This window comes from Solidesulfovibrio carbinoliphilus subsp. oakridgensis, assembly GCF_000177215.2.
In the GTDB taxonomy this organism is placed as follows: Bacteria; Desulfobacterota; Desulfovibrionia; order Desulfovibrionales; family Desulfovibrionaceae; genus Solidesulfovibrio; species Solidesulfovibrio carbinoliphilus.
The window spans coordinates 3598685-3617456 of the sequence record NZ_CM001368.1 but is presented as its reverse complement, the minus strand read 5'-3'; the positions used below and the strand labels follow the sequence as shown (position 1 = coordinate 3617456).

Here is an 18772-nt window from a genome sequence, read left to right as displayed (position 1 = left end):
CGGTTGCCGCACGCAAAAGTCTCCCGTGCGGCAACCGACGGCGGGCGGGAATCCCTTTACGCCCCCGTTCGGGCCTGCTATGTTCGTCGTACTTTTTTTCACAAATACAGGCCCGGATATCACCATGCAAATAGCCGATATCATGCGAACAAACGTCATCAAGGTACGCGCCGAGGCTCCGGTCGGCCATGTGCTCATCTGGTACGGCGGCATGGCCCACATCTTTCGCAACACCTACGTGGTGGACCACTGCGACCGGCTGCTCGGCGTGGTCACCATCCACATGCTCCTGTCCGTCATCGTGCCGCCGCCGGTCATCGAACAGGCCAAGGCCGGCCGGCTCGACGGCCGCGAGGAACTCCTCGACGCCCTGCGCCACAACATGGCCGCCATCTCCGACACCAGCGTCGGCAGCCTCATGGACGCGGACTACCCCTTCGCCCACCCCGAAGACCTCTTCGTCATGGCCAGCGAACTGATCGTCACCAAGGGCATCACCGCCCTGCCGGTCATCGACCCCAACGGCGTCCTCGTCGGCGAAATCAGCCGGCGCATGATCCTCCACTTCCTGGTCCAAAACCTCTAAGGAAGCACCCATGCGAAGCATCATCCTTATCACCCTCCTGGCCCTGACCCTCACTGTTGGCCTCTTCGCCGTGGCCAAGGCCGCCCCGGCCGACGCCCTGGCCGCCTTCGCCCTCGACCCCCAAAGCGGCGTCGGCTGCGGCTGCCCGGGCTGCAGCTGCGTCAGTTGCAATTGCGGATAGTACGGGAAGAGAAGAGCGAAGATGCCTCCGGCGGCCGGGGGGATCATCCCCCCCCGGACCCCCTGAAAGGGAGAGATGGGGGAGCTTGGGCGATCAGTCGTCGGTGGGGGCGGTGGTTGCCGAGGCGTCGAGGGCGGGAAGCGTGGCCGCGTTCAAGGCCCGGTCGGTCAGGATTTCCAGGCGGGGGCCGTCTTCGCGGCCCGGGCGCAGGGCGAAGACGCGGCGGGCCTGGTCCGCAAACAGATCCACCGGGTGGTGGCTGATGTAGAGGACCTGGATGCCGAGCCGGTCGGCGATGGCGGAAATGAGGCGCACGAACCCGGGCACCAGGTCGGGTTTGATCCAGCAGTCCTGCTCGTCGAGGACCAGAAACGGCCGGTGCGCGGCCGGATCGAGCTGGGACAGGGCAATGAGCCGCAGCCCGACCGACAGGATGTTGCAGACCGACCCGCCCTGGCCCGACCAGATGTCCTCGACATTGCCCCCCTGCTCCATGTCGAATTCGATGCAAAGCCGGTTGCCCTTGACCTCGCGCCGGGACACGACCGTGCGGTCCTGGCCGAGGATTTCGCGCACGGCGTGGCTGAGGTCGGCCTCGATTTCGTCGAGCACCTCGCCGAAGAGTTCCGCCGTCAGCTCCTCCAGCCGGGCCGCCACGCCCGGCGACAGGGCCAAAAACGCCTCGACCTCCCCAAGAGCCGCCCGGGCCGCGCCGTAGTCCCGCACCCGCCCCTCGGCCGCGCCGGACAGCCGGTACACCCGCCGTTCCAGCTCCCGTCGCTCCTCGGCCAACGCCGTCCAATCCAAAGCCGTTTCACTCTCCATCAGGCTCTCCTGCCCCCCTTCTCGCACAACAGGGCACACTTCCGTCACCCGGTCCTCAGCGGCCTGTGCTCACATACTTTTCCCCCGTTGGGGAGGGTCCGGGAGGGGATCATCCCCTCCCGGCCGCCGGAGGCATTCTTCATCCCCCTTTCTTTCCTCTTTCTACCCTTCAAACGCCTTCTCCACCGACTCCAATTCCCGGCGCACGGTGGCGATGTGGTCGCGGTACTCGGCCACGAGGCGGGCGTTGTCGGCGCGCTTCTGTTCCAGGAGCCGGCGCAGGGCCTCGGGGTCGGCTGTGCCGTATTCGGCCTGCGCCTTGGCTTCGAGTTCGGCCAGCTGGTTTTGAAGGTGGGAGAGGTCCTGCTCGGTGCGGACCTTGTCGTCGCGCAGGCGTTCGTATTGGGCCTTGAGCCCGGCCAGTTCGCGTTCCAGGCGGGCGTCGGCGTCGGGGGCGGCCGGTTCATTCGTCGGCATGGGTGACCTCGCGGTAAAGCTCCCAGATGATTTTCGTTTCCGGGTTTTCGGGGTTCAAGTTGGCGCTTAAAAATTCCCGCAGCCCGGCCCCCTCGCGGGTGCGTCGCCAGGCGAGGCGGGCCAGGCCTTCGAGAAACCGGGATTCGACCTCGGGCGCGGCCGTCTCCTCGGGCGGGAACTCCTGGTCCGGGAAGACTTCCTCGAAGGGCCGGTGCGGGATGGGCCACCGTTCCAGATCGTCGGCCCCGGGCCGCCAGATGGCCGCCATGGGGACGCGCTCCTTGGACCGCCGGCTGAAGTGGAGGCGCGTGATGTTGCCGGGGTTGGCCCAGCGCGTGGCGCCGGCCGTGACGGTCGGTTGGGGCCGGTGCATGTGGCCGTTTATGACCCAGTCGAGGCCCGGGATTTCCCGGATCTTGATCCGCTGCTCCAGGTAGTCGGGAAAGCCGATGCCGTGGTGGGTCAGCCAGACGCTCTCCTCGTCCGCCGCCTTTTCGACCGAGGCCGGCAGGGGCGCCCCGTCCGGGGACGCGCCAATGACGGCCGTGCCGGTGGGCGTCTCCAGGCGCAGGAAAAGGCCCGGCGCCTCCAGAACCTCGACCACGCCGGCCGCCCGCAAGACGGCCAGGGAGGTGTCGGCCGTGAACCGGGCCTGGTATTTGTCGTGGTTGCCGACCAGGACGAACGGATGATGGGGCCGGAAGAGCTCGATCAGGGCCACCATCAACGTGTTGGGGTTTTCGCGCGGCCAGTGGAAGAGATCCCCGAGCACGACCGGCACCAGGTCCTCGCGGGCGGCCTCGTCCAGGCAGGCGGCGAGCTTGGAGAGGACGTCGTCCATGAAGGATTCGAGCCGCTGCATGGGCGGGGCCCCGGCCACGTGGGGATCGGGGATGCAAAGGAGCCCGCGGGCTTTTTTCGTGGGCAGGGTCATGGCGTCTTTCCGGCCCCGGGCCCGGGGGTGGCGTGGCGGTGGCCGGGCCCGAGGAAATCGGCGGCGGAGAGTTCCCCGCCGCACAGGGGACAGGCGGGGAGTTCGGCCAATCGGGCCTCGATGCGCCCGGCCAGGGCGGCCAGGGACGCGGCGCTTCCGGCGGCGGCCGCCTCGGCGGCGGCAACGGCCTGCCGGGCCTCGGCCAGGGCGGCCAGGGTCGCGGCCAGAGGCTGGACGTCGGCCGGAACCGGCGGCGGGGCCAGCCCGGCCAGGGTCCGGTTCCGGCGGGCCAGGGCGTGTCCCGCGGCCCGGCCCGCTTCCAGGCGTCCGGCCAGGGCGGCAAGCGGTGCCACCGGGGCCGTTTCGGGCGGGGCAGCCAGTTTGTCCAGGGTCCGGTCGCGGCCGGCCAGCCGTTTGGCCGCCCGCCGGGCCTCGTCCAGGCGGCGGGCCAGATCGGCCGGCCCGGCCAGGTCGGCCAGGGCCGGCGGCGGCGCGAGCGGACCCAGGGCCCTGGCCCGGCCGGCCGCGCGGGCTTCGTCTGTGCGCAGGCGGGCGAGGCCGTCCGACTGGGAAGAAAGGCGGGCCGTGTCGGCCAGGGCCGGCGGGTCGGTGAGCGACGCCAGGGCTTGCCGGCGGCCCACGGTCCGATCGAGCCGGACGGCCAGGGCGGCTTGCCTGGACACGGCCCCAGCCAGGGCGGCGGTCGGGGCCAATTCCGGCGGCAAGGCGAGCGCCGCCAGGGCGTCCCGGCTGCGGCCAAGGCCGGCCACGCGGCCGCGAAGTCCGTGCCCGGCCGCCAGCACGGCGGCAAGGCCGGCCGCCTGCCGGTCCCCGGCGGCCAGGGCCGCCTCCAGGTCCGTGGCCGCGCCGAGCCGCAGTTCCAGGTCCGGCAGCGGCGCAAGTTTGTCGAGCTCGGCCAGGAGGCCAGCCATGCGTCCTTCCAGCCGTTTTTTCTCGGCCTTGGCCTTTTTCGTCCGGTCGGTCAGCCGATTTTGCATGCCAATCAGATGGGCCGCCTCGGTCGAGGCCGCGAAAAAGCCGGCCAGGACCGAACCGGGCTGGTTGAGCAGAAAGACCGGCTCGCGCTGGTTGCCGATGTGGACGTCCACCTCGTCGCCGCCCTCGATGGGCACGGGTCCGAGGCCAAGCACGGCCAGGACCGCCTCGGGCGGGGTGCGGCCGAACTTGGCGAACACTTCCGGTGCGGCCGCGCCCGGCCGCGTCAGCTCGTAAAGGGCGTATTTCGGCCGGCGGACCCAGGTGACGGTGGTGCCGTCGTCGGTCTCGGCCGTCACCCGGGCCTCGGTGGCGCCGTGGCGGATGACGTGTTTGGGCGGCGGATTTCTGGCCAGGCAGCGCAGGGCTTCGACCACGGCCGACTTGCCGGTGTTGTTCGGGCCGGTGAGGACGTTTAGGCCCGGGGCCAGGTCGAAGACCGTCCGGGCGTGGGCCATGAAATCGAGAAGCGTGAGCCGTGTGATCATTTCCGTCCAAAGAGACCAGATGCGGCGGGATTATTCAAGGGCAAAGGCGCGGCCTTCCCGGGGCGGGGAAGGGGGAGGGTCTCCTAAAAGGGCTTTACTTTCCAGGCGCTGTCCTTAACAATGGCCCATCATCAGAGATACAAGCCAGGAGCCGCCATGTCCGCCGCCTTGGACCAGACTTGTTTCGCCCCGGCCGAACGGGCCCCCTTCGACGAGATCGACCGCCAGTTCACCATTCTGACCGGCCATGAAATACCGGCGATCCTGAACGCCATCCCGGTCATCTCCATGGTGCTCAACCGTTGCCGCCAGGTCGTGTTCGGCAACCGCAAGTTCGTGGACGCGATCGGCGTGCCGGACATCCGCGAGGCCCTTGGCAAGCGGCCGGGCGAGGCCTTTCGCTGCGTGCACGCGGCAAAGACCCCGGGCGGCTGCGGCACCGGGGAATTCTGCGCCCACTGCGGGGCCGTGCGTTCCATCCTGCTGGGCCTTGCCGGCCGGGAAAACGTCCAGGAGTGCAACATCAACCGCGAGGAAGGCGGCAAGGTCGAGGCGCTGGACCTGCGGGTCTCCTCCTCGCCCTTTGCCCTGGACGCCGAGCAGTTCGTCATCTTTTCCATCACCGACGTCAGCCACGAAAAGCGGCGTCGGACCCTGGAGCGGATCTTTTTCCACGACATGCTCAATACCGTTGGGGGCCTGCAAGGGCTCATGGAGTTCATGGCCGAGGAGGTTGAGGACGACCTGCGCCCCGACGCCCAGCTCATCCACCGGGCCATGGTCCAACTCACCGACGAGATCACCTACCAGAAGCAGCTCTTGGCCGCCGAGACCAACGAACTCGAGACCAACTTCGCGCCGCTTCGCTCCGGCGACATCCTGGAGGTGGTGGAAGCCACCTTCCAGAACGGCGAGCAGGCCCGGGGCAAGCGGATCGAGGTCCACGACGGCTGCGACACGGTGGTCTTCGACTCCGACCCGGTGCTCCTGCGCCGGGTGCTCGGCAACATGGTCAAAAACGCCCTGGAGGCCACGGAACCGGGCGGCCTCGTGCGCATGGGCTGCGCCGCCGGCCCGGAGGCGGTGGAATTCTGGGTGCAAAACAGCGCCGTCATCCCGCGCAGCGTGCGCATGCGGATTTTCAACCGGTCCTTTTCCACCAAGGGCCTCGGCCGGGGCCTTGGCACCTACAGCATCAAGCTCCTGACCGAGCGCTACCTCGGCGGCTCGGTGGCGCTCGAGTCCGGCCCCGAAACCGGCACCATCTTCCGGGTCAGGCTTCCCCGCGGCAACCCGTCCTGAACCCCCGCCTCACTTAAGTTCCAGCACCAGCCGGATGCAGGAGAGCGGGGCCCCGATCCGTTCCGGCCGGCCGTCCATGGCCAGGGCCAGGGCCAGGGCATTGTAGGCCTCCTCCAGCAGGAAGCTCTTGAGCAGAAGCAGCATCTCCCGGCGGCCCGGCAGGATGGGCGAATCCCCGGCCTCGGCGGCATAGGCCCCGAAAAAGGCCCGGGAAACCGCCTCGGCCCACGGCCAGGCCCAGCCGCCGGCCCGCTCGGCATCCTCGGGATGGGCCTCCTTGTGCCGGCCGACCCCGGCTTCCCCGGCCGCGTAGAACGAATAGAACAGGGAGGCCACGTCGCGAAGGGCCGACCGCTTGAGCCGGCGTTCCCCCACCGGCCGTCTGGGATCGCCCTCGAAATCCACGACCAGAAAGTCCTTGCCCGTAAAGAGCAGATTTTCCAGGCGCAACTCGCCGTGGATGCGGATCTTGACCGTTTCGACCGAGGCCGTCAGCAGGCCGGCGATGGCCTGGAGCGACGGGGTTTCCCAGCCCACGGCCAAGGCACCCGCCTCCCGCCATTCCGGGGGCAGGGACGGCAGGGAACGGGCGAGCTGGGCCGTGGCCCGCCGGATGCGGTTGCGGATGGCCTGGTAGACGGACCGCTGGTAGAGCTTGGTGAAGGGCTCGGGCGCGAAGGCGCCCTGGCCCCGGGCCAGGGCCAGATGCATCTGGGCCGTGCGCCGGCCGAGGAGCCTGGCCATCTCCAGGTAGAACTCGTCGGCCATGCCGGCCATGGATCTGGCCATGTCCGGGGAACCGTCCCCGCTGCCGGACGCCTCTTCGGGCCCTTGGGGACGGTCGGGCAGGGCCCGGCGCTGTTCGAAATACCGTTCCAGGTGCTCGAGGGTGAAGTCGAGCCCCTGCCGGGCCCCGGCCACGTATTCCTGGACCGTGGCCACGGTGATGGCCTCCCCGCCGCCCTTGGGCCGGTATTCGACCACCCCGGCCAGCTTCGGGGTCTGGGGGAAGCCGCCCTCCCCGGACAGGTAGCGGAGCATCTCGGCCTCGGGGTGGGGCCCGCCGTCCAGGGTGCCGTAGAACTTGAAGTAGAGTTCGCCGTTATATTCCAGGCCGATGTTGCTCTGCCCTTCCCGGACCATCCGCGACGACGGACAGGCCCCGTCCCGGCACGGGGTCCGGGCGTAGCCGGGCTCGGGCAGGGCGACGAGCACCCCGTCGGCGCCGCGCAGCCGGGCCTTGCGGAAAACCGCCTCCGGCCACCAGGCCCGAAGCCCGGGCATGGCAAAGCCGGTGACCAGCGTTCCCTCCCGGCCGGCGTGGGAGACCTGGGCCACCACGTCCCGGGGGCTGTCGCGTTCGATGGCGGCCGCCTCCTCGCCCGTGGCCAGGGCCAGGACAAAGGACGCGACCCGGCTCTCGCCGGTCAGGGTCTGGATTTCAAGCAGCAGCAGCCAGGCGGTCAGCCCGCGCGGCCCAACGGGCACGGCGTCGAGGATGACCACCCGTCTGGCCCCGGCCAGGGGCGGGCCGGCCGGGCCCATGCGCCGGGCGTAGGGCGGCAGGGCCTCCTCGGCCAGGGCCTTGCGCTGGGTCGGACCGAGCAGGCTCTTGAGCCCCAGGCTGAGATCCAGGCGCGGGATGGCGGCCGAGGCCGTGTCCCGGGCCTGCTCCTCCCCCCGGGCCAGGCGCAGCCAGTAGTAGTCGTGCCGGGACAGCGGCAGGACATAGGGCGCGGCGGTGACGGGCGGGAAGCGGGTGCCGGAAAAGGCGTCCACGGGCGTGATGCCGGCAAAGGCGGCCAGATCGATGGCCGCCATCTGGGAAAAACGCGACAGGTTGACCACCACCAGGATGACCTCGCCCTCGTAGGACCGGGTGAAGGCCAGGACCTTGCTGTTCTCCGCGTTCAAAAAAACCATGTCCCCGCGGCCCATGACCGGCAGCCGACGCCGCAGGGCGATCATCCGGCGCATCCACCACAAGAAGGAGGACAGGTTGGCCTCCTGGTTCTCCACGTTGACGGCCAGGTAGTGGTACTGGGGGTCGATGACCGCGGGCAGGTAGAGGTTTTGGGGATTGGCGCTCGAAAAGCCGGCGTTCTTGTCCGGACTCCACTGCATGGGCGTGCGCACGCCGTCGCGGTCGCCGAGGTGGAAGTTGTCGCCCATGCCGATCTCGTCGCCGTAGTAGATGATGGGCGTGCCGGGAAAGGACAGGAGCAGGAAGTTTATAAGCTCCATGCGCCGGCGGCTCCCCTGCATGAGCGGGGCCAGGCGGCGGCGGATGCCGAGGTTGATGCGCGCCTGCCGGTCCGTGGCGTAGACCTTGTACATGTAGTCGCGCTCCTCGTCGGAGACCATTTCGAGGGTCAGCTCGTCGTGGTTGCGCAGAAACATGGCCCACTGGCAGGTCGGCGCAATGGCCGGGGTCTGCTCCATGATGTCGAGGATGGGAAACCGGTCCTCCATCATGAGCGCCATGTAGATCCGGGGCATGATCGGGAAGTGGTAGGCCATGTGGCACTCGTCGCCGTCGCCGAAATAGGCCACCGCGTCCTCGGGCCATTGGTTGGCCTCGGCCAGGAGCATGCGGTTTTTGAACCGGGTGTCCACGTGGGCCCGCAGCTTTTTCAGGAAGCCGTGGGTCTCGGGCAGGTTTTCGCAGTTGGTGCCCCGGCGCTCGTAGAGGTAGGGCACGGCGTCCAGGCGCAGGCCGTCGACCCCGAGGGACAGCCAGAAGTCCATGACCTTGGTGATGTCCTTTCTGACGCGCGGATTGTCGTAGTTGAGGTCGGGCTGGTGGGAATAGAAGCGGTGCCAGTAGTAGGCCCCGGCCTCCTGGTCGAAGGTCCAGTTGGAGTGCTCGAAATCCTTGAAGATGATCCGGGCCTGGCGGTACTTGTCCGGGGTCTTGCTCCAGACGTAGTAGTCGCGCCAGGGGTCGCCCGGGGGGGCCACCCGGGACCGCTTGAACCAGGGGTGCTGATCGGAGGTGTGGTTGACCACCAGCTCCGTTATGACCTTGAGGCCCCGGTCGTGGGCCTCGCGCAGGAAATCCTTGAAATCGCGGAGCGTCCCGTAGTGGGGATGGATGCCGTAATAGTCCGCGATGTCGTAGCCGTCGTCGCGCAGGGGCGAGGGATAAAAGGGCAGGAGCCAGAGCGTGTCGACCCCGAGATTGGCCAGATAGTCGAGCCGGCTGGTCAGGCCCGCGAAGTCGCCGATGCCGTCGCCGTTGCCGTCCATGAAGGCCTTGACGTGGACCTCGTAGATGACCGCATCCTTGTACCAGAGGGGATCGTCGTCACCGGGGAAGCGCATGGGGGACATGAAGAGGACTCCTTGGCCGTGCAGGTTTTGCCTTCCTTATACACAATCCTGGCGCGTTAGCCACTGTTGGGCCATCGGATCGGACCCGGCCTTTTTGACCGGCCTACCGGGCCACCACGGCCACGTCGACCCGGGCCGCCCCGGCCAGGAGCAAGGCCCGCACGGCCGTGTCCACGGTCGCGCCCGTGGTCATGACGTCGTCGACCAGAAGCACCCGCCGGCCGGCCACCGCCGCCGGGCTGCCGGCAAAGGCCCCGAGGATGTTGGCCAGGCGTCTCGGGCCCGGCAGCTGGCTTTGGGGGGTGGTGTCGCGCAGGCGGGCGAGGCCGGCCGGGGCCACCGGCCGGCCGAGCGCCCGGGACAGGTGCCGGGCCAGGACCAGGCTCTGGTTGAAGCCGCGCCAGGCCAGGCGCCTGGGGTGGAGCGGCACCGGCACAAGGACGTCCGGGCCGCCGGCCATGGACCCCGGCCCGGTCCGGGCCGCGGCCCGCAGGCAGGCTTCGGCCAGAAACCCGGCCAGGAGCCGGCCCTGGCCCAGGCGGCCGTTGAATTTGAAACCGAGGACCAGATCGCGAAGGAGCCCCTCGTAGCGGCCGTGGAAGGCGAACCCGTCCCAGGACCGGCCGCCGGCCAGGCAGGCCGGACAGACCAGCGGCGGCGCGGCCGGGTCTTCGGCCAGCTCGCCGCACCGCGGGCAGTGGCCGCCAAGGCGCGGGGCCAGCCGGGCGGCGCAGGCCGGACAGACGGAGCCGGCGCCGGCCGGGCCGGTCAAAAGCCCGTGGCAGACCTGGCAGCGGTCGCCCAGGGCCAGGAGGGCACGCCCAAGGCTCCGGGCCAGGCGGCGGAACAGGGGCGGCCTACGTTCCACGGCCGGCGTCCTCGCCGTAGGCCTCGACCCGGGCCGTGGCCCCGGCGTCGGCCGCGAGATCGCCGGGCGCGTCCAGCCCGCGCAGGAGACAGGGCTCCGCCGGGCGCAGGTGAAACGGCCACAGGAAGTATTTGAGGGTCAAGAGGGCGCCCTCGAAAAGCCGCTCGCCCCGGGGACGGCCGGCCACGAGGAGGACATGGGCGGCGCGGGCAGGCGGCGTGGCCACGGGCGGCGCGGCCGCCTCGGCGGCGAGCCGGATCTCGTAGTGGCGCTGGGCCCGGTCGATCAGGGCCTTGAAGAGCGCCGGCACGTGGTAGAAATAGATGGGCGCGGCAAAGGCCGCCACGGGCGTGGCCCGAAGCTTTTCGAACAGGGCCTCGGCCGCGTCGCCCGGCCGGGCCAGGGGACAGCGGTGGCCCGGCCGGGCGCAGGCCCCGCAGCCCCGGCAGGGGGCGACCGTGTGGTCGCGCAGCCGGACGATCTCCGCCTCCCGCCCGGCCCGGGCCAGTCCCCGGGCAAAGGCCAGGCCGGCGGCGTCGGAATTGCCGCCGCTTCTCGGGCCGCAGAGAAAAACCACCCCCGGCCCGGCCCCGGCCGTCACCGGGCGAACTCCGAGAAAAACGGGTTGTGGCGCTTCTCGTCCCCGACCGTCGTGGCCGGGCCGTGGCCGGCATAGACGAGGGTGGCCGGCGGCAGGGCGAAGATTTCCGTGGCCACCGACCGGATCAGCGCGTCGTAGTCGCCGCCGGCGAAGTCGGTGCGGCCGATGGAGCGGTAGAAAAGCAGGTCCCCGACAAAGACCACCCCGGCCTCGGGAAAGTGATAGGACAGGCTGCCCGGGGAATGGCCGGGCGTGGCCAGGACCCGGCAGGGCTGGCCGAGGAGCGTGGTTTCGCCGGGCGCGATCGGCTCCCAGTCGAAGGGCGGCACCAGCGGCAGGCCCATGAGCCCGCCCGCGCCGACTTCGGTGTCGAGCAGGAAGGCGTCCCCGGCGCCGCCGTAGGCCTTGGCCCCGAACTCCCGGGCCAGGGTGCCGACGCCGTAGAGGTGGTCGCAGTGGAGGTGGGTGAGGAGCACGGCCTCGAGGGCCAGGCCTTTTTCCTTCAGAAACTGCGCGACCTGGGCCGGGTCGCCGCCGACGTCCACGGCCACGGCCGCTGTTCCAACGACCGCCACATGGCAGTTGGTTTCCAGGGGGCCGAGGGGAAAAGTCCGGATATCCATGCAGCGCTTCACTCCCGATGGCTTGGTACGGGCCGGCCGCAGGCCGGACGGCCACGGGGCGCTTGCCGCGCCCTGGCCCAGGGTGTGCCGCTTCCGGGCCCGGTCCGTCAAGCGCCGTGGCCAAAGACCGCCGCTTCCGCTTGTTTTCCAGGCCCGTCAACGGTAGAGCAGACCCCCACACACAGCCACCAAGCGGGGTAGCGGCAATGCCTCTGGCGCCTCTTTCGCAACGCGATCTCATTTTGCACGAACAGTTCCTGAAAGACGTGTTTTCCAGGTTCCTGTCGTTTAAAACCTACAGCCTTTTTTTCCCGCCCACGGCCGACGACCCCATGGCCGCCGGCTTTGGCCAGGGATACGCCCAGGCCGCCCACCTGCCGGCCGAGCGCAAGCTCCTGATCCCGCTCGTGGCCGACGACCGGCTGCTTGGCGTGTTCGTGGCCCGGGGGGCGTCCCTGCCCGCGCCGCGCGCCATGCTGCCGCTTTTGCCGCGCATCGGGGCCATGGCGCTGGCCCAGCTGGCCCTGACCCGGGCCGCGGCCGCCGACGCCCTGACCGGCCTGGCCTCGGGCCACACCCTGACCGGGACCCTGACCCGCGAGATCGAGCTGGTCCAGGACCGGATCCTGCCCGGCTCGGCCAGCCTGGTCGACCCCGGCCTGACCGGCCTTCGCGGCGGCTTCGGCCTCATCGCCCTGGATCTCGACGCCTTTAGCCGGGTGGCGGCCCGGTACGGCTTCGTGGCTTCCGAGGCGGCCCTTGGCCGGGTGGGCGGCCTGCTCGAAGGGATGTGCCCGGAGGGGGGGCTGGCCGCCCGGCTCCACGACGACCTCTTCGGCCTCTTTCTGCCCGGGGCCTCGGCGGCCCGGTGCCGGGAGACGGCCGAGGGCTTTTTGCGGGAACTTGCCCGCATGACCTTTCCGGTCCGGGCCACGGGCGAACAGTTCAGCCTCACGGCCAGCGCCGGCTGCGCCATGTATCCCCAGGACATGCGCGGCGGGCAGTTCGTGGCCCCGCCGGCCGAACAGGCGAGGCTCCTTCTCGGCAAGGCCAAGCGGGCCCTGTCCGTGGCCAAGGACCTCGGCCGCGACCAGGTCATGGCCTACCACCGCATCCTGGCCGAGGGCGGCGTGGTCCTCGAAACCCTGCCCCTGTCCCGGATCTCGGTCAGCCACGGCCGGGGCGTGGACGCCGAGGCCGGCCAGCGGTTTCTCATCTGGTCGCCGCGCGACGAGCGGACCCTCGACATCCGCAAATCCGACGGCGAGCGGCTTTCCGGCCGCTACCCGACCACCTTCAAGGGCGAGGCCGTGCTCATGGACGTGGGCGAGGACATGGCCTTTGCCGAGGTGCTCCAGCTGACCGACCCCCACTGGCCCATCGAGCCCGGGGACCGGCTGCTCCTGGCCCCGGAAACCGAGGCCGCGCCCCCCGGCGGGGACGCGGGCCCGCCGCGCCGGGACATGGTGTCCGGGCTCTACGGGCACCACGATTTCCTGCGGGTCATGGCCTCGGACCGGGAAAAGCGGCAGGAATTCACCATGGTCCTGGTGCTTCTGCCCGAGGTGCCGTCCGAGCGGCGCACCGGCCGGCCGGCCGAGGCGGACATGGCCGAGGCTGCGGCCACCTGCCGGATGTTTTTCGGGCCGGACGCCGTCGGCGGCCGGTTCAGCTCGTCCAAGCTCGTCTTCTACCTGCCCGAGCGCGATCCGGCGGCCCTGCTCGAGGCGGCCGAGACCGCCGTCGGGGCCCTGGCCGAACGGCTCGGCGTCACGGCGGCCATGGGCCTGGCCGGCTATCCCTTTCTCCACTTCGCCCGGGCCGATGTGCCGGACAACTGCCGCAAGGCCCTGGACCATGCCCTGCTCCTGCCCAAGGGCCCGCGCCTGGCGGTCTTCGACTCCCTGTCCCTGACCGTCAGCGGCGACCGGCTTTTCGCCATGGGCGACATCTACGCGGCCATGGAGGAGTACAAGCAGGCCCTGCTCGCCGACGAGGGCAACACCCTGGCCCGCAATTCGCTCGGCATCTGCCTGGCCAAGCTCGGCCGCCTGCCCCAGGCCCGGGCGGAATTCACCCAGGTCATCGGCCGCGACGCCAAAAACACCATGGCCCTTTACAACCTCGGCTGTGTGTGCCGCCGGCTGGGGGAGAACGCGGCCGCGAGAAGCGCCTTCCAGAAGTGCCTGCGCGCCAACCCGGGCCACGTCTACAGCCTCTTGCGCCTGGGGCGGATGGCCGAGGAGAGCCGACGGTTCGACGCGGCCCTCAAGTATTACAAGCGGGCGGCCGGGGCGAAAAACGGCCCGGCCCTGACCTTGCGCCACCTGGCCCGGCTGGCCTTCAAGCGCGGCCGCCTGGACGAGGCCCGGGAGCACCTGCACCAGGCGCTCCTCCACGATCCCAAGGACGCCTTTTCCCTGCACCTCATGGCCCGGCTCTATCTGGAAGAAGGGCAGGATCCGGCCATTGCCGAGGCCATGGCCCGGCAGGCCGTGGCCCTGCGGCCCGACCGGGGCGAATTCTGGAAGGAGCTGGCCCGGGCCCTGTCCGTCCAGGGCAAGGCCGACGAGTCCCGGGAGGCCCTGGCCCGGGCCGAGGGCGTCTGAGCCGCCGCCGGGCGGGACAGACCACAAAAAAAGCGCGGCCGGGAGCAATTCCCGGCCGCGCCGCGTTGTTTCGACGGCCGTTTAGCGGAAGCGCGGCGGGACGGGGCCCGGCGCGAAGCCCGGACGGGGGCCCGGCCGGTAGCCCGGCCCTGCCCAGACCGGCGGCGGCACATAGCCCGGGCCGACGTAGACCGGCGGCGGCGCGTAGTACACGGGTGCCGGCGGATAGTAGACCGGCGGCGGCACATAGCCGGGGCCGACATAGACGGGCACGCTGACCGCGAAACCGGGGCCGGCCACGGTGATGGCCCGGGCCGTATCGGCCAGGGCCAGGACGGCCAGGACCAGGGCCAGGGTGCAAAGCAGACGTTTCATAGAGACCTCCCTGTGAAAAACCATGACGCTTTTCCCCATGCCAGGAACGTGCCACGGCCGTCGGCCGGCGGCCCATCGGGCCAACCCGCCGATGCGGCAGGCAAAAGACGGAACGGCCCTGCCGCCGGCCCCGGCCGGCCCGGCCGCGAAGCCCGATTTTTTCACCAGGCGGTTACGTTTTTTGCCCACACCGACGACATGTCGGCAAACCCCTTGCCCGGCGGCCGCAGTCCGGTTAGCCTCGTCCAAACGGCCCCCAAGGAGCCAGACCCATGATCTCCGACCGCATGTGGGAGCGGGCGGCCTTCCTGACCCGCTACGACGGCACGCCCGAGGCCGATTTCACGGCCGCCCTGGCCGGGGCCCACTTCGCCCGGGAAGCGGCCGCGGTCCACATCGGCACCAACGTGCCGGACGAAACGCCGCATGCCATCAGCACCCGGACCCTGGACACCGGCCTCGGGGCCATCGTCCGGGCCGAAGCCTGATCCCCCGTCCCGTTCCATGAAAAAAGGCGGCCCCCTGGGGGACCGCCTTGCCGGCGTTCGAAAACCCGCCAACGGCCGGGTTTCGGTCTGGAGACGGCCGCCTGCGGCCGTGGGATTCAGTCCGCCTCGGCCAGCGGGGACTCGCACTTCTTGAACACGATCAGCGGACAGTTCTTGCAGATGTCCGCGCCCGGGAAGGGGTGGCCGGAGCGGGTGAGGGACGCGCCGCCGGTCCCTTCCTTGCGGGCGAGCAACCGCTCCACCACGAGCCCGATATCCGGTCCCGGGATGGCCACGTTGATCTCGCCGCGCTCGGTCTTGCCGGCGTTGTAGCTGCCGCTGCAGGCCAGGAAGATGTTGGCCTCGCCGGTATTGTAGGCCTGGACGTTGCCGGCGCAGGCCGCCGAATTGATGGTCATGTTGGGACGCAGGGGATGGATGTCCCGGGCGGCCATCCAGTCCACGGCCAGGTGGTAGGCCTGCATGTTGTCGCAGTAGAAGTGGACCACGTCCGGGTCGAACATGGTGTCGGCCAGAGGCGAGACCGCCACGGCCAGCAAGTCCTTTTCCAGGCGCGGCTTGCTTTTGACAAACCGCTCGGCCTGCTCCAGGTCGCGCACGTACTTGAGGTGGCCCTTGATCTCGGCCGCGTCGATCTCCTTCCAGCCGAACACGCACTTGGCGTTGGAGCAGCCGAGCTGCTCCTTGCCGACGAGCACGGTCAGGCCCTCCATGCGGGCCCCGAGTTCGGCCTGGCAGAAGGTGAGTGCCTTGGCCGGCAGGTAGTGAGCCCCCCGGGCCTTGAAGGCATCGAGCTCGGCCTGGTCGAAAAAGTATTTGATGGCGATGGGATAATGCATGAGGCGCAGCTCGTCCATGAGGACCCGCTGCATCTCCTGGTAGGACAGTTTTTCCATGACTTCTCCTTGTTCCGCTTGATCGGCCTGGAAGCCCGGGGCATCCGGGGCGACTTGCGGCACGGGACGGCGGCCACGGCCGCCGTCTGTACCGTATTGTTTTCAATTATATATCGATCAGGTCGAAGGCCTGTCAACCGGAAAACTTTTGCGCTTTTTATCACCTGACGGATGCACGAATCCGTTGCGGACAGCAAAAGACTTGTGATTTTTGTCACAAGGACGTTGCAGGCAGTCCGCCAGGAACGTTGCGGTCACAGCAATGGCGCACCGTGTCGTTTCCGGATACCAAAACACTCGCAACGCCCATTTCGTGACGCGAGCTCTTGGGGGAGCCCACGGCCTGGGCCAGGGTGACGCGCTTGGTGGCCGGCAGGCCCATGGCCTTGGCCAGGGCCGCGCCGGGAGCGCCGCGGCCGGCGGCCAGGACGCCGGCCGCCGGCAAGGATGCTCTCCGATCCACACGGCCACGCCTTGGGCGTCAGGCGCCCGTCGGCCCGCCAAAGCGCCAGGCGCGGTCCCGGGCAACCGCCAACCGGGCCGGCGTCCCCTTGCCGCGCCGGCGGAAAAGGGACATAACGGCTAAGCCTGTCCGCAACCGGCAAGCGCCGCTCCCCACACCATGCAAAATGCGACAGCCCCCACCGACCAAACGCCGACCGAGGCCGGCACCCTGTGCGCCGCGCTGTGGGAAACCGCCGGCGACATCGTCGTGGTCCTGGCCCCGGACGGCCGCCTGTCGGCCATAAGCGACCGGGGCCTGGCCTTTCTCGGCCGCACGCGGGAAGAGGCCCTCGGCCGGGACTGGTTCGAACTGGCCATCCCGCCGGAAGACCACGACCGGGGCCGGGCCGCCCTGGCCGGCATCGTGGCCGGCCGCCTGCCCGCCCACGGCCGGTCCGACGCCTGGGACCTCCTTGCCGCCCCGGGCCGGCGGCGCATCAGCTGGAGCCACGCCCTCCTCGCCCCTGCGGCGGGCGGCCAGGCGGCCGTGCTCGGCTGCGGCCACGACATCACGGACCGGCTGCAAAGCGAAGCGGCGCTCCGGGAAAGCGACGCCGAGTACCGCAGCATATTCAACGCCGTAAGCGACGCCATCTTCATCCAGGACGCGGCCACGGGCGCGTTCCTGGAAGCCAACGACCGGGCCGTGGACCTTTTCGGGCACAGCCTGGAGGAATTCCGCCGCCTGGCGCCCCCCGACCTCACCGCCGGCTCGCCGCCCTATTCCGCCGACGAGATCCTGGCCAAGCTTCGTCTGGCCGGCGAAGGCCGGCCCCAACTCTTCGACTGGCTGGCCCGGGACAAAAGCGGCCGGCTCTTCTGGACCGAGGTCAGCCTGCGGGCCGTCACCTACAAGGGCCGGACCCGGATCATCGCCGTGGTCCGCGACATCACCGAACGCCGCATGGCCGAACGGGCCCTGCGCGCGAGCGAAAAGAAGTTCCGCCAGCTGGCCGAGGCCATCGGCGAGGTCTTCTGGCTCACCGCCACCGACTGGAAACGGACGTTTTACATCAGCCCGGCCTACGAACGGCTCTGGGGCCGCACCACCAGAAGCCTCTACGAGGCTCCCCTGTCCTGGCTCGAGAGCGTGCACCCCGAGGACCGGGACCCGGTCCTCTCGTACCTGACCTCCCTGGCCGGCAGACCCGTGGTCCCGGGCGTCTTCCCGGAATACCGCCTGCTGCGGCCCGACGGCACGGTGCGCTGGGTCCAGGCCCGCCACTTTCCCGTGGCCGACGACACCGGCGTCGTCTACCGGGTGGCCGGCATCGTCGAGGACATCACCGACCGGGTGCTGGCCCGCAAGGAACTCGAAGGCATCAACGAACGCCTCGAAGACATGGTGCGCGACCGGACCCGGACGCTCAACCGCATGAACGAGGAACTCATCCGGGAAGTGGCCGAGCGCCGGGAAGCCGAGGCGGCCATGGCCGTGGCCAAGGAGGCGGCCGAAGCGGCCAGCCAGGCCAAAAGCGAATTTCTGGCCAACATGAGCCATGAAATCCGCACCCCCATGAACGGCATCCTCGGCATGGCCCAGATCCTCGGCGGCACCAGCCTCGATCCGGCCCAGCAGGGCTTTCTCAAAGACATCGAGGACTCGGCCACCTCGCTTCTGACGCTCATCAACGACATCCTCGATTTCTCCAAGATCGAGGCCGACCGGCTGGAACTGGCCCGGGACCCCTTCGGCCTGCGCGGCGTCCTGGCCTCGGTCGAGGCCGCGCTCGGCGTCCTGGCCCGGGAAAACGGCCTGGAACTCCACGTGGACGTGGCCCCGGACGTGCCCGACGTGCTCCTTGGCGACGCGGATCGGCTGCGCCAGGTCCTGGTCAACCTCGTCGGCAACGCCATCAAATTCACCCGGCGCGGCGGCGTGGTCATCGGCGTCCAGTGCGTGGAAACCTGCCTGGCCCAGGAGTCGGCCGGGCCGGACGCCACCCAGGAGCTGGTCTTTTCCGTCAGCGACACCGGCATCGGCATCCGCCCCGAGGACGCCGACCGCATCTTCGAGGCCTTCACCCAGGCCGACGGCTCCTATACCCGGCGCTTCGGCGGCACGGGCCTGGGCCTGGCCATCACCCGCCGGCTGGTCGGCCTCATGGGCGGCGTGATCGGCCTCGAAAGCGAACCCGGCCAGGGATCGGTCTTCACCTTCACCGCCCTCTTCGGCCTGGAGGCCTTCGCGCCGGAACTGCCGGCCGGCCTCCACCGGGCCGAGAGCTCGGCCCTGCCGCCGCTGCGCGTCCTTTTGGCCGAGGACAACCGGGTCAGCCGCGACATCACCGAGAAACTGCTCCTGCGGCGCGGCCACGCCGTCACCACCGCCGCCGATGGCCGCGAAGCCCTGGACGCCGTCATCCGGCACCCCTTCGACTGCATCCTCATGGACATCCAGATGCCCGGCATGGGCGGCCTCGAAGCCACCCGGGCCATCCGGGCCCTGGCCGACCCCGATCGGGCCGGCGTCTTCATCGCGGCCGTCACCGCCCACGCCATGCCCGGCGACCGGGAGCGCTTCCTGGCTTCGGGCCTCGACGACTACCTCTCCAAACCGCTGCTTCAGACGGAGCTCGACCGGGTTCTGGCCGCCGCGGCCGTCCGCCGGGCCTGATTTTCCTGCACCGTTCTTGCATCCCTTCCTCCGGCCTCGCCAGGGCGG

The 18772-nt window shown here is 70.0% G+C and carries 17 protein-coding genes; 6 read left to right on the top strand and 11 right to left on the bottom strand.

The genetic code is table 11. The annotated features are described in order from the left end of the window. Positions 1–124: 124 nt before the first annotated feature. Complete coding sequence (locus tag DFW101_RS15770; RefSeq protein ID WP_009182527.1) at positions 125–586, top strand: CBS domain-containing protein; 462 nt, start codon at positions 125–127, stop codon at positions 584–586. Between the two features lie 10 nt (positions 587–596). Then, complete coding sequence (locus DFW101_RS19835; RefSeq protein WP_009182526.1) at positions 597–767, top strand: hypothetical protein; 171 nt, start codon at positions 597–599, stop codon at positions 765–767. 93 nt (positions 768–860) lie between these two features. Here the strand turns inward: DFW101_RS19835 and DFW101_RS15765 are convergent, their stop codons facing one another. The 4 genes from DFW101_RS15765 to DFW101_RS15750 form a co-directional block, all read right to left on the bottom strand. Next, positions 861–1592: an ATP-binding cassette domain-containing protein gene (locus tag DFW101_RS15765; RefSeq protein WP_009182525.1), complete on the bottom strand. Its 732-nt coding sequence runs from the start codon at positions 1590–1592 to the stop codon at positions 861–863. A 162-nt stretch (positions 1593–1754) separates the two neighbouring features. Next, positions 1755–2069, bottom strand: a complete 315-nt coding sequence (locus DFW101_RS15760; RefSeq protein WP_009182524.1) for a hypothetical protein — start codon at positions 2067–2069, stop codon at positions 1755–1757. Further along, complete coding sequence (locus DFW101_RS15755) at positions 2056–3003, bottom strand: metallophosphoesterase family protein (protein ID WP_009182523.1); 948 nt, start codon at positions 3001–3003, stop codon at positions 2056–2058. The genes DFW101_RS15760 and DFW101_RS15755 overlap by 14 nt, the downstream gene beginning before the upstream one ends. Next, positions 3000–4487, bottom strand: a complete 1488-nt coding sequence (locus DFW101_RS15750; protein WP_009182522.1) for an AAA family ATPase — start codon at positions 4485–4487, stop codon at positions 3000–3002. The genes DFW101_RS15755 and DFW101_RS15750 overlap by 4 nt, the downstream gene beginning before the upstream one ends. Positions 4488–4643: 156 nt before the next feature. Between DFW101_RS15750 and DFW101_RS15745 the strand changes: the two genes are divergently transcribed. Further along, positions 4644–5789: a sensor histidine kinase gene (locus DFW101_RS15745; RefSeq protein WP_009182521.1), complete on the top strand. Its 1146-nt coding sequence runs from the start codon at positions 4644–4646 to the stop codon at positions 5787–5789. A gap of 9 nt (positions 5790–5798) precedes the next feature. Here the strand turns inward: DFW101_RS15745 and treS are convergent, their stop codons facing one another. The 4 genes from treS to DFW101_RS15725 form a co-directional block, all read right to left on the bottom strand. Further along, positions 5799–9122, bottom strand: coding sequence for a maltose alpha-D-glucosyltransferase (gene treS, locus DFW101_RS15740; protein ID WP_009182520.1), 3324 nt, complete (start codon positions 9120–9122; stop codon positions 5799–5801). Between the two features lie 103 nt (positions 9123–9225). Beyond that, positions 9226–9990 (bottom strand): ComF family protein, encoded by a 765-nt coding sequence (locus DFW101_RS20200; protein WP_009182519.1) that lies wholly within the window; start codon positions 9988–9990, stop codon positions 9226–9228. After that, positions 9980–10591, bottom strand: coding sequence for a flavodoxin family protein (locus DFW101_RS15730; RefSeq protein ID WP_009182518.1), 612 nt, complete (start codon positions 10589–10591; stop codon positions 9980–9982). The genes DFW101_RS20200 and DFW101_RS15730 overlap by 11 nt, the downstream gene beginning before the upstream one ends. Beyond that, a complete protein-coding gene (locus DFW101_RS15725; protein ID WP_009182517.1) occupies positions 10588–11214 on the bottom strand; it encodes an MBL fold metallo-hydrolase in 627 nt (208 codons plus the stop codon). Before DFW101_RS15725 ends, DFW101_RS15730 begins: the two co-directional genes overlap by 4 nt. A gap of 206 nt (positions 11215–11420) precedes the next feature. On the opposite strand from DFW101_RS15725, the gene DFW101_RS15720 reads away from it, so the two are divergent. Next, entirely contained in the window at positions 11421–13823 is a 2403-nt protein-coding gene (locus DFW101_RS15720; RefSeq protein ID WP_009182516.1) for a tetratricopeptide repeat-containing diguanylate cyclase, read from the top strand. Positions 13824–13904: 81 nt separating this feature from the next. Here the strand turns inward: DFW101_RS15720 and DFW101_RS15715 are convergent, their stop codons facing one another. Beyond that, complete coding sequence (locus DFW101_RS15715) at positions 13905–14198, bottom strand: hypothetical protein (protein WP_009182515.1); 294 nt, start codon at positions 14196–14198, stop codon at positions 13905–13907. A 272-nt stretch (positions 14199–14470) separates the two neighbouring features. Here DFW101_RS15715 and DFW101_RS15710 point away from each other — a divergent pair, with 272 nt between their 5' ends. Beyond that, the gene (locus DFW101_RS15710; RefSeq protein WP_009182514.1) at positions 14471–14686 is read left to right on the top strand and encodes a hypothetical protein; all 216 of its coding nucleotides are present in this window, start codon (positions 14471–14473) and stop codon (positions 14684–14686) included. Between the two features lie 116 nt (positions 14687–14802). Here the strand turns inward: DFW101_RS15710 and DFW101_RS15705 are convergent, their stop codons facing one another. After that, the gene (locus tag DFW101_RS15705; RefSeq protein WP_009182513.1) at positions 14803–15603 is read right to left on the bottom strand and encodes a DUF169 domain-containing protein; all 801 of its coding nucleotides are present in this window, start codon (positions 15601–15603) and stop codon (positions 14803–14805) included. A gap of 214 nt (positions 15604–15817) precedes the next feature. Next, a complete protein-coding gene (locus DFW101_RS19830) occupies positions 15818–16048 on the bottom strand; it encodes a hypothetical protein (protein WP_009182512.1) in 231 nt (76 codons plus the stop codon). A gap of 177 nt (positions 16049–16225) precedes the next feature. Between DFW101_RS19830 and DFW101_RS20195 the strand changes: the two genes are divergently transcribed. Then, positions 16226–18724, top strand: coding sequence for a PAS domain S-box protein (locus tag DFW101_RS20195; protein WP_009182511.1), 2499 nt, complete (start codon positions 16226–16228; stop codon positions 18722–18724). The last annotated feature ends 48 nt before the right edge of the window (positions 18725–18772 follow it).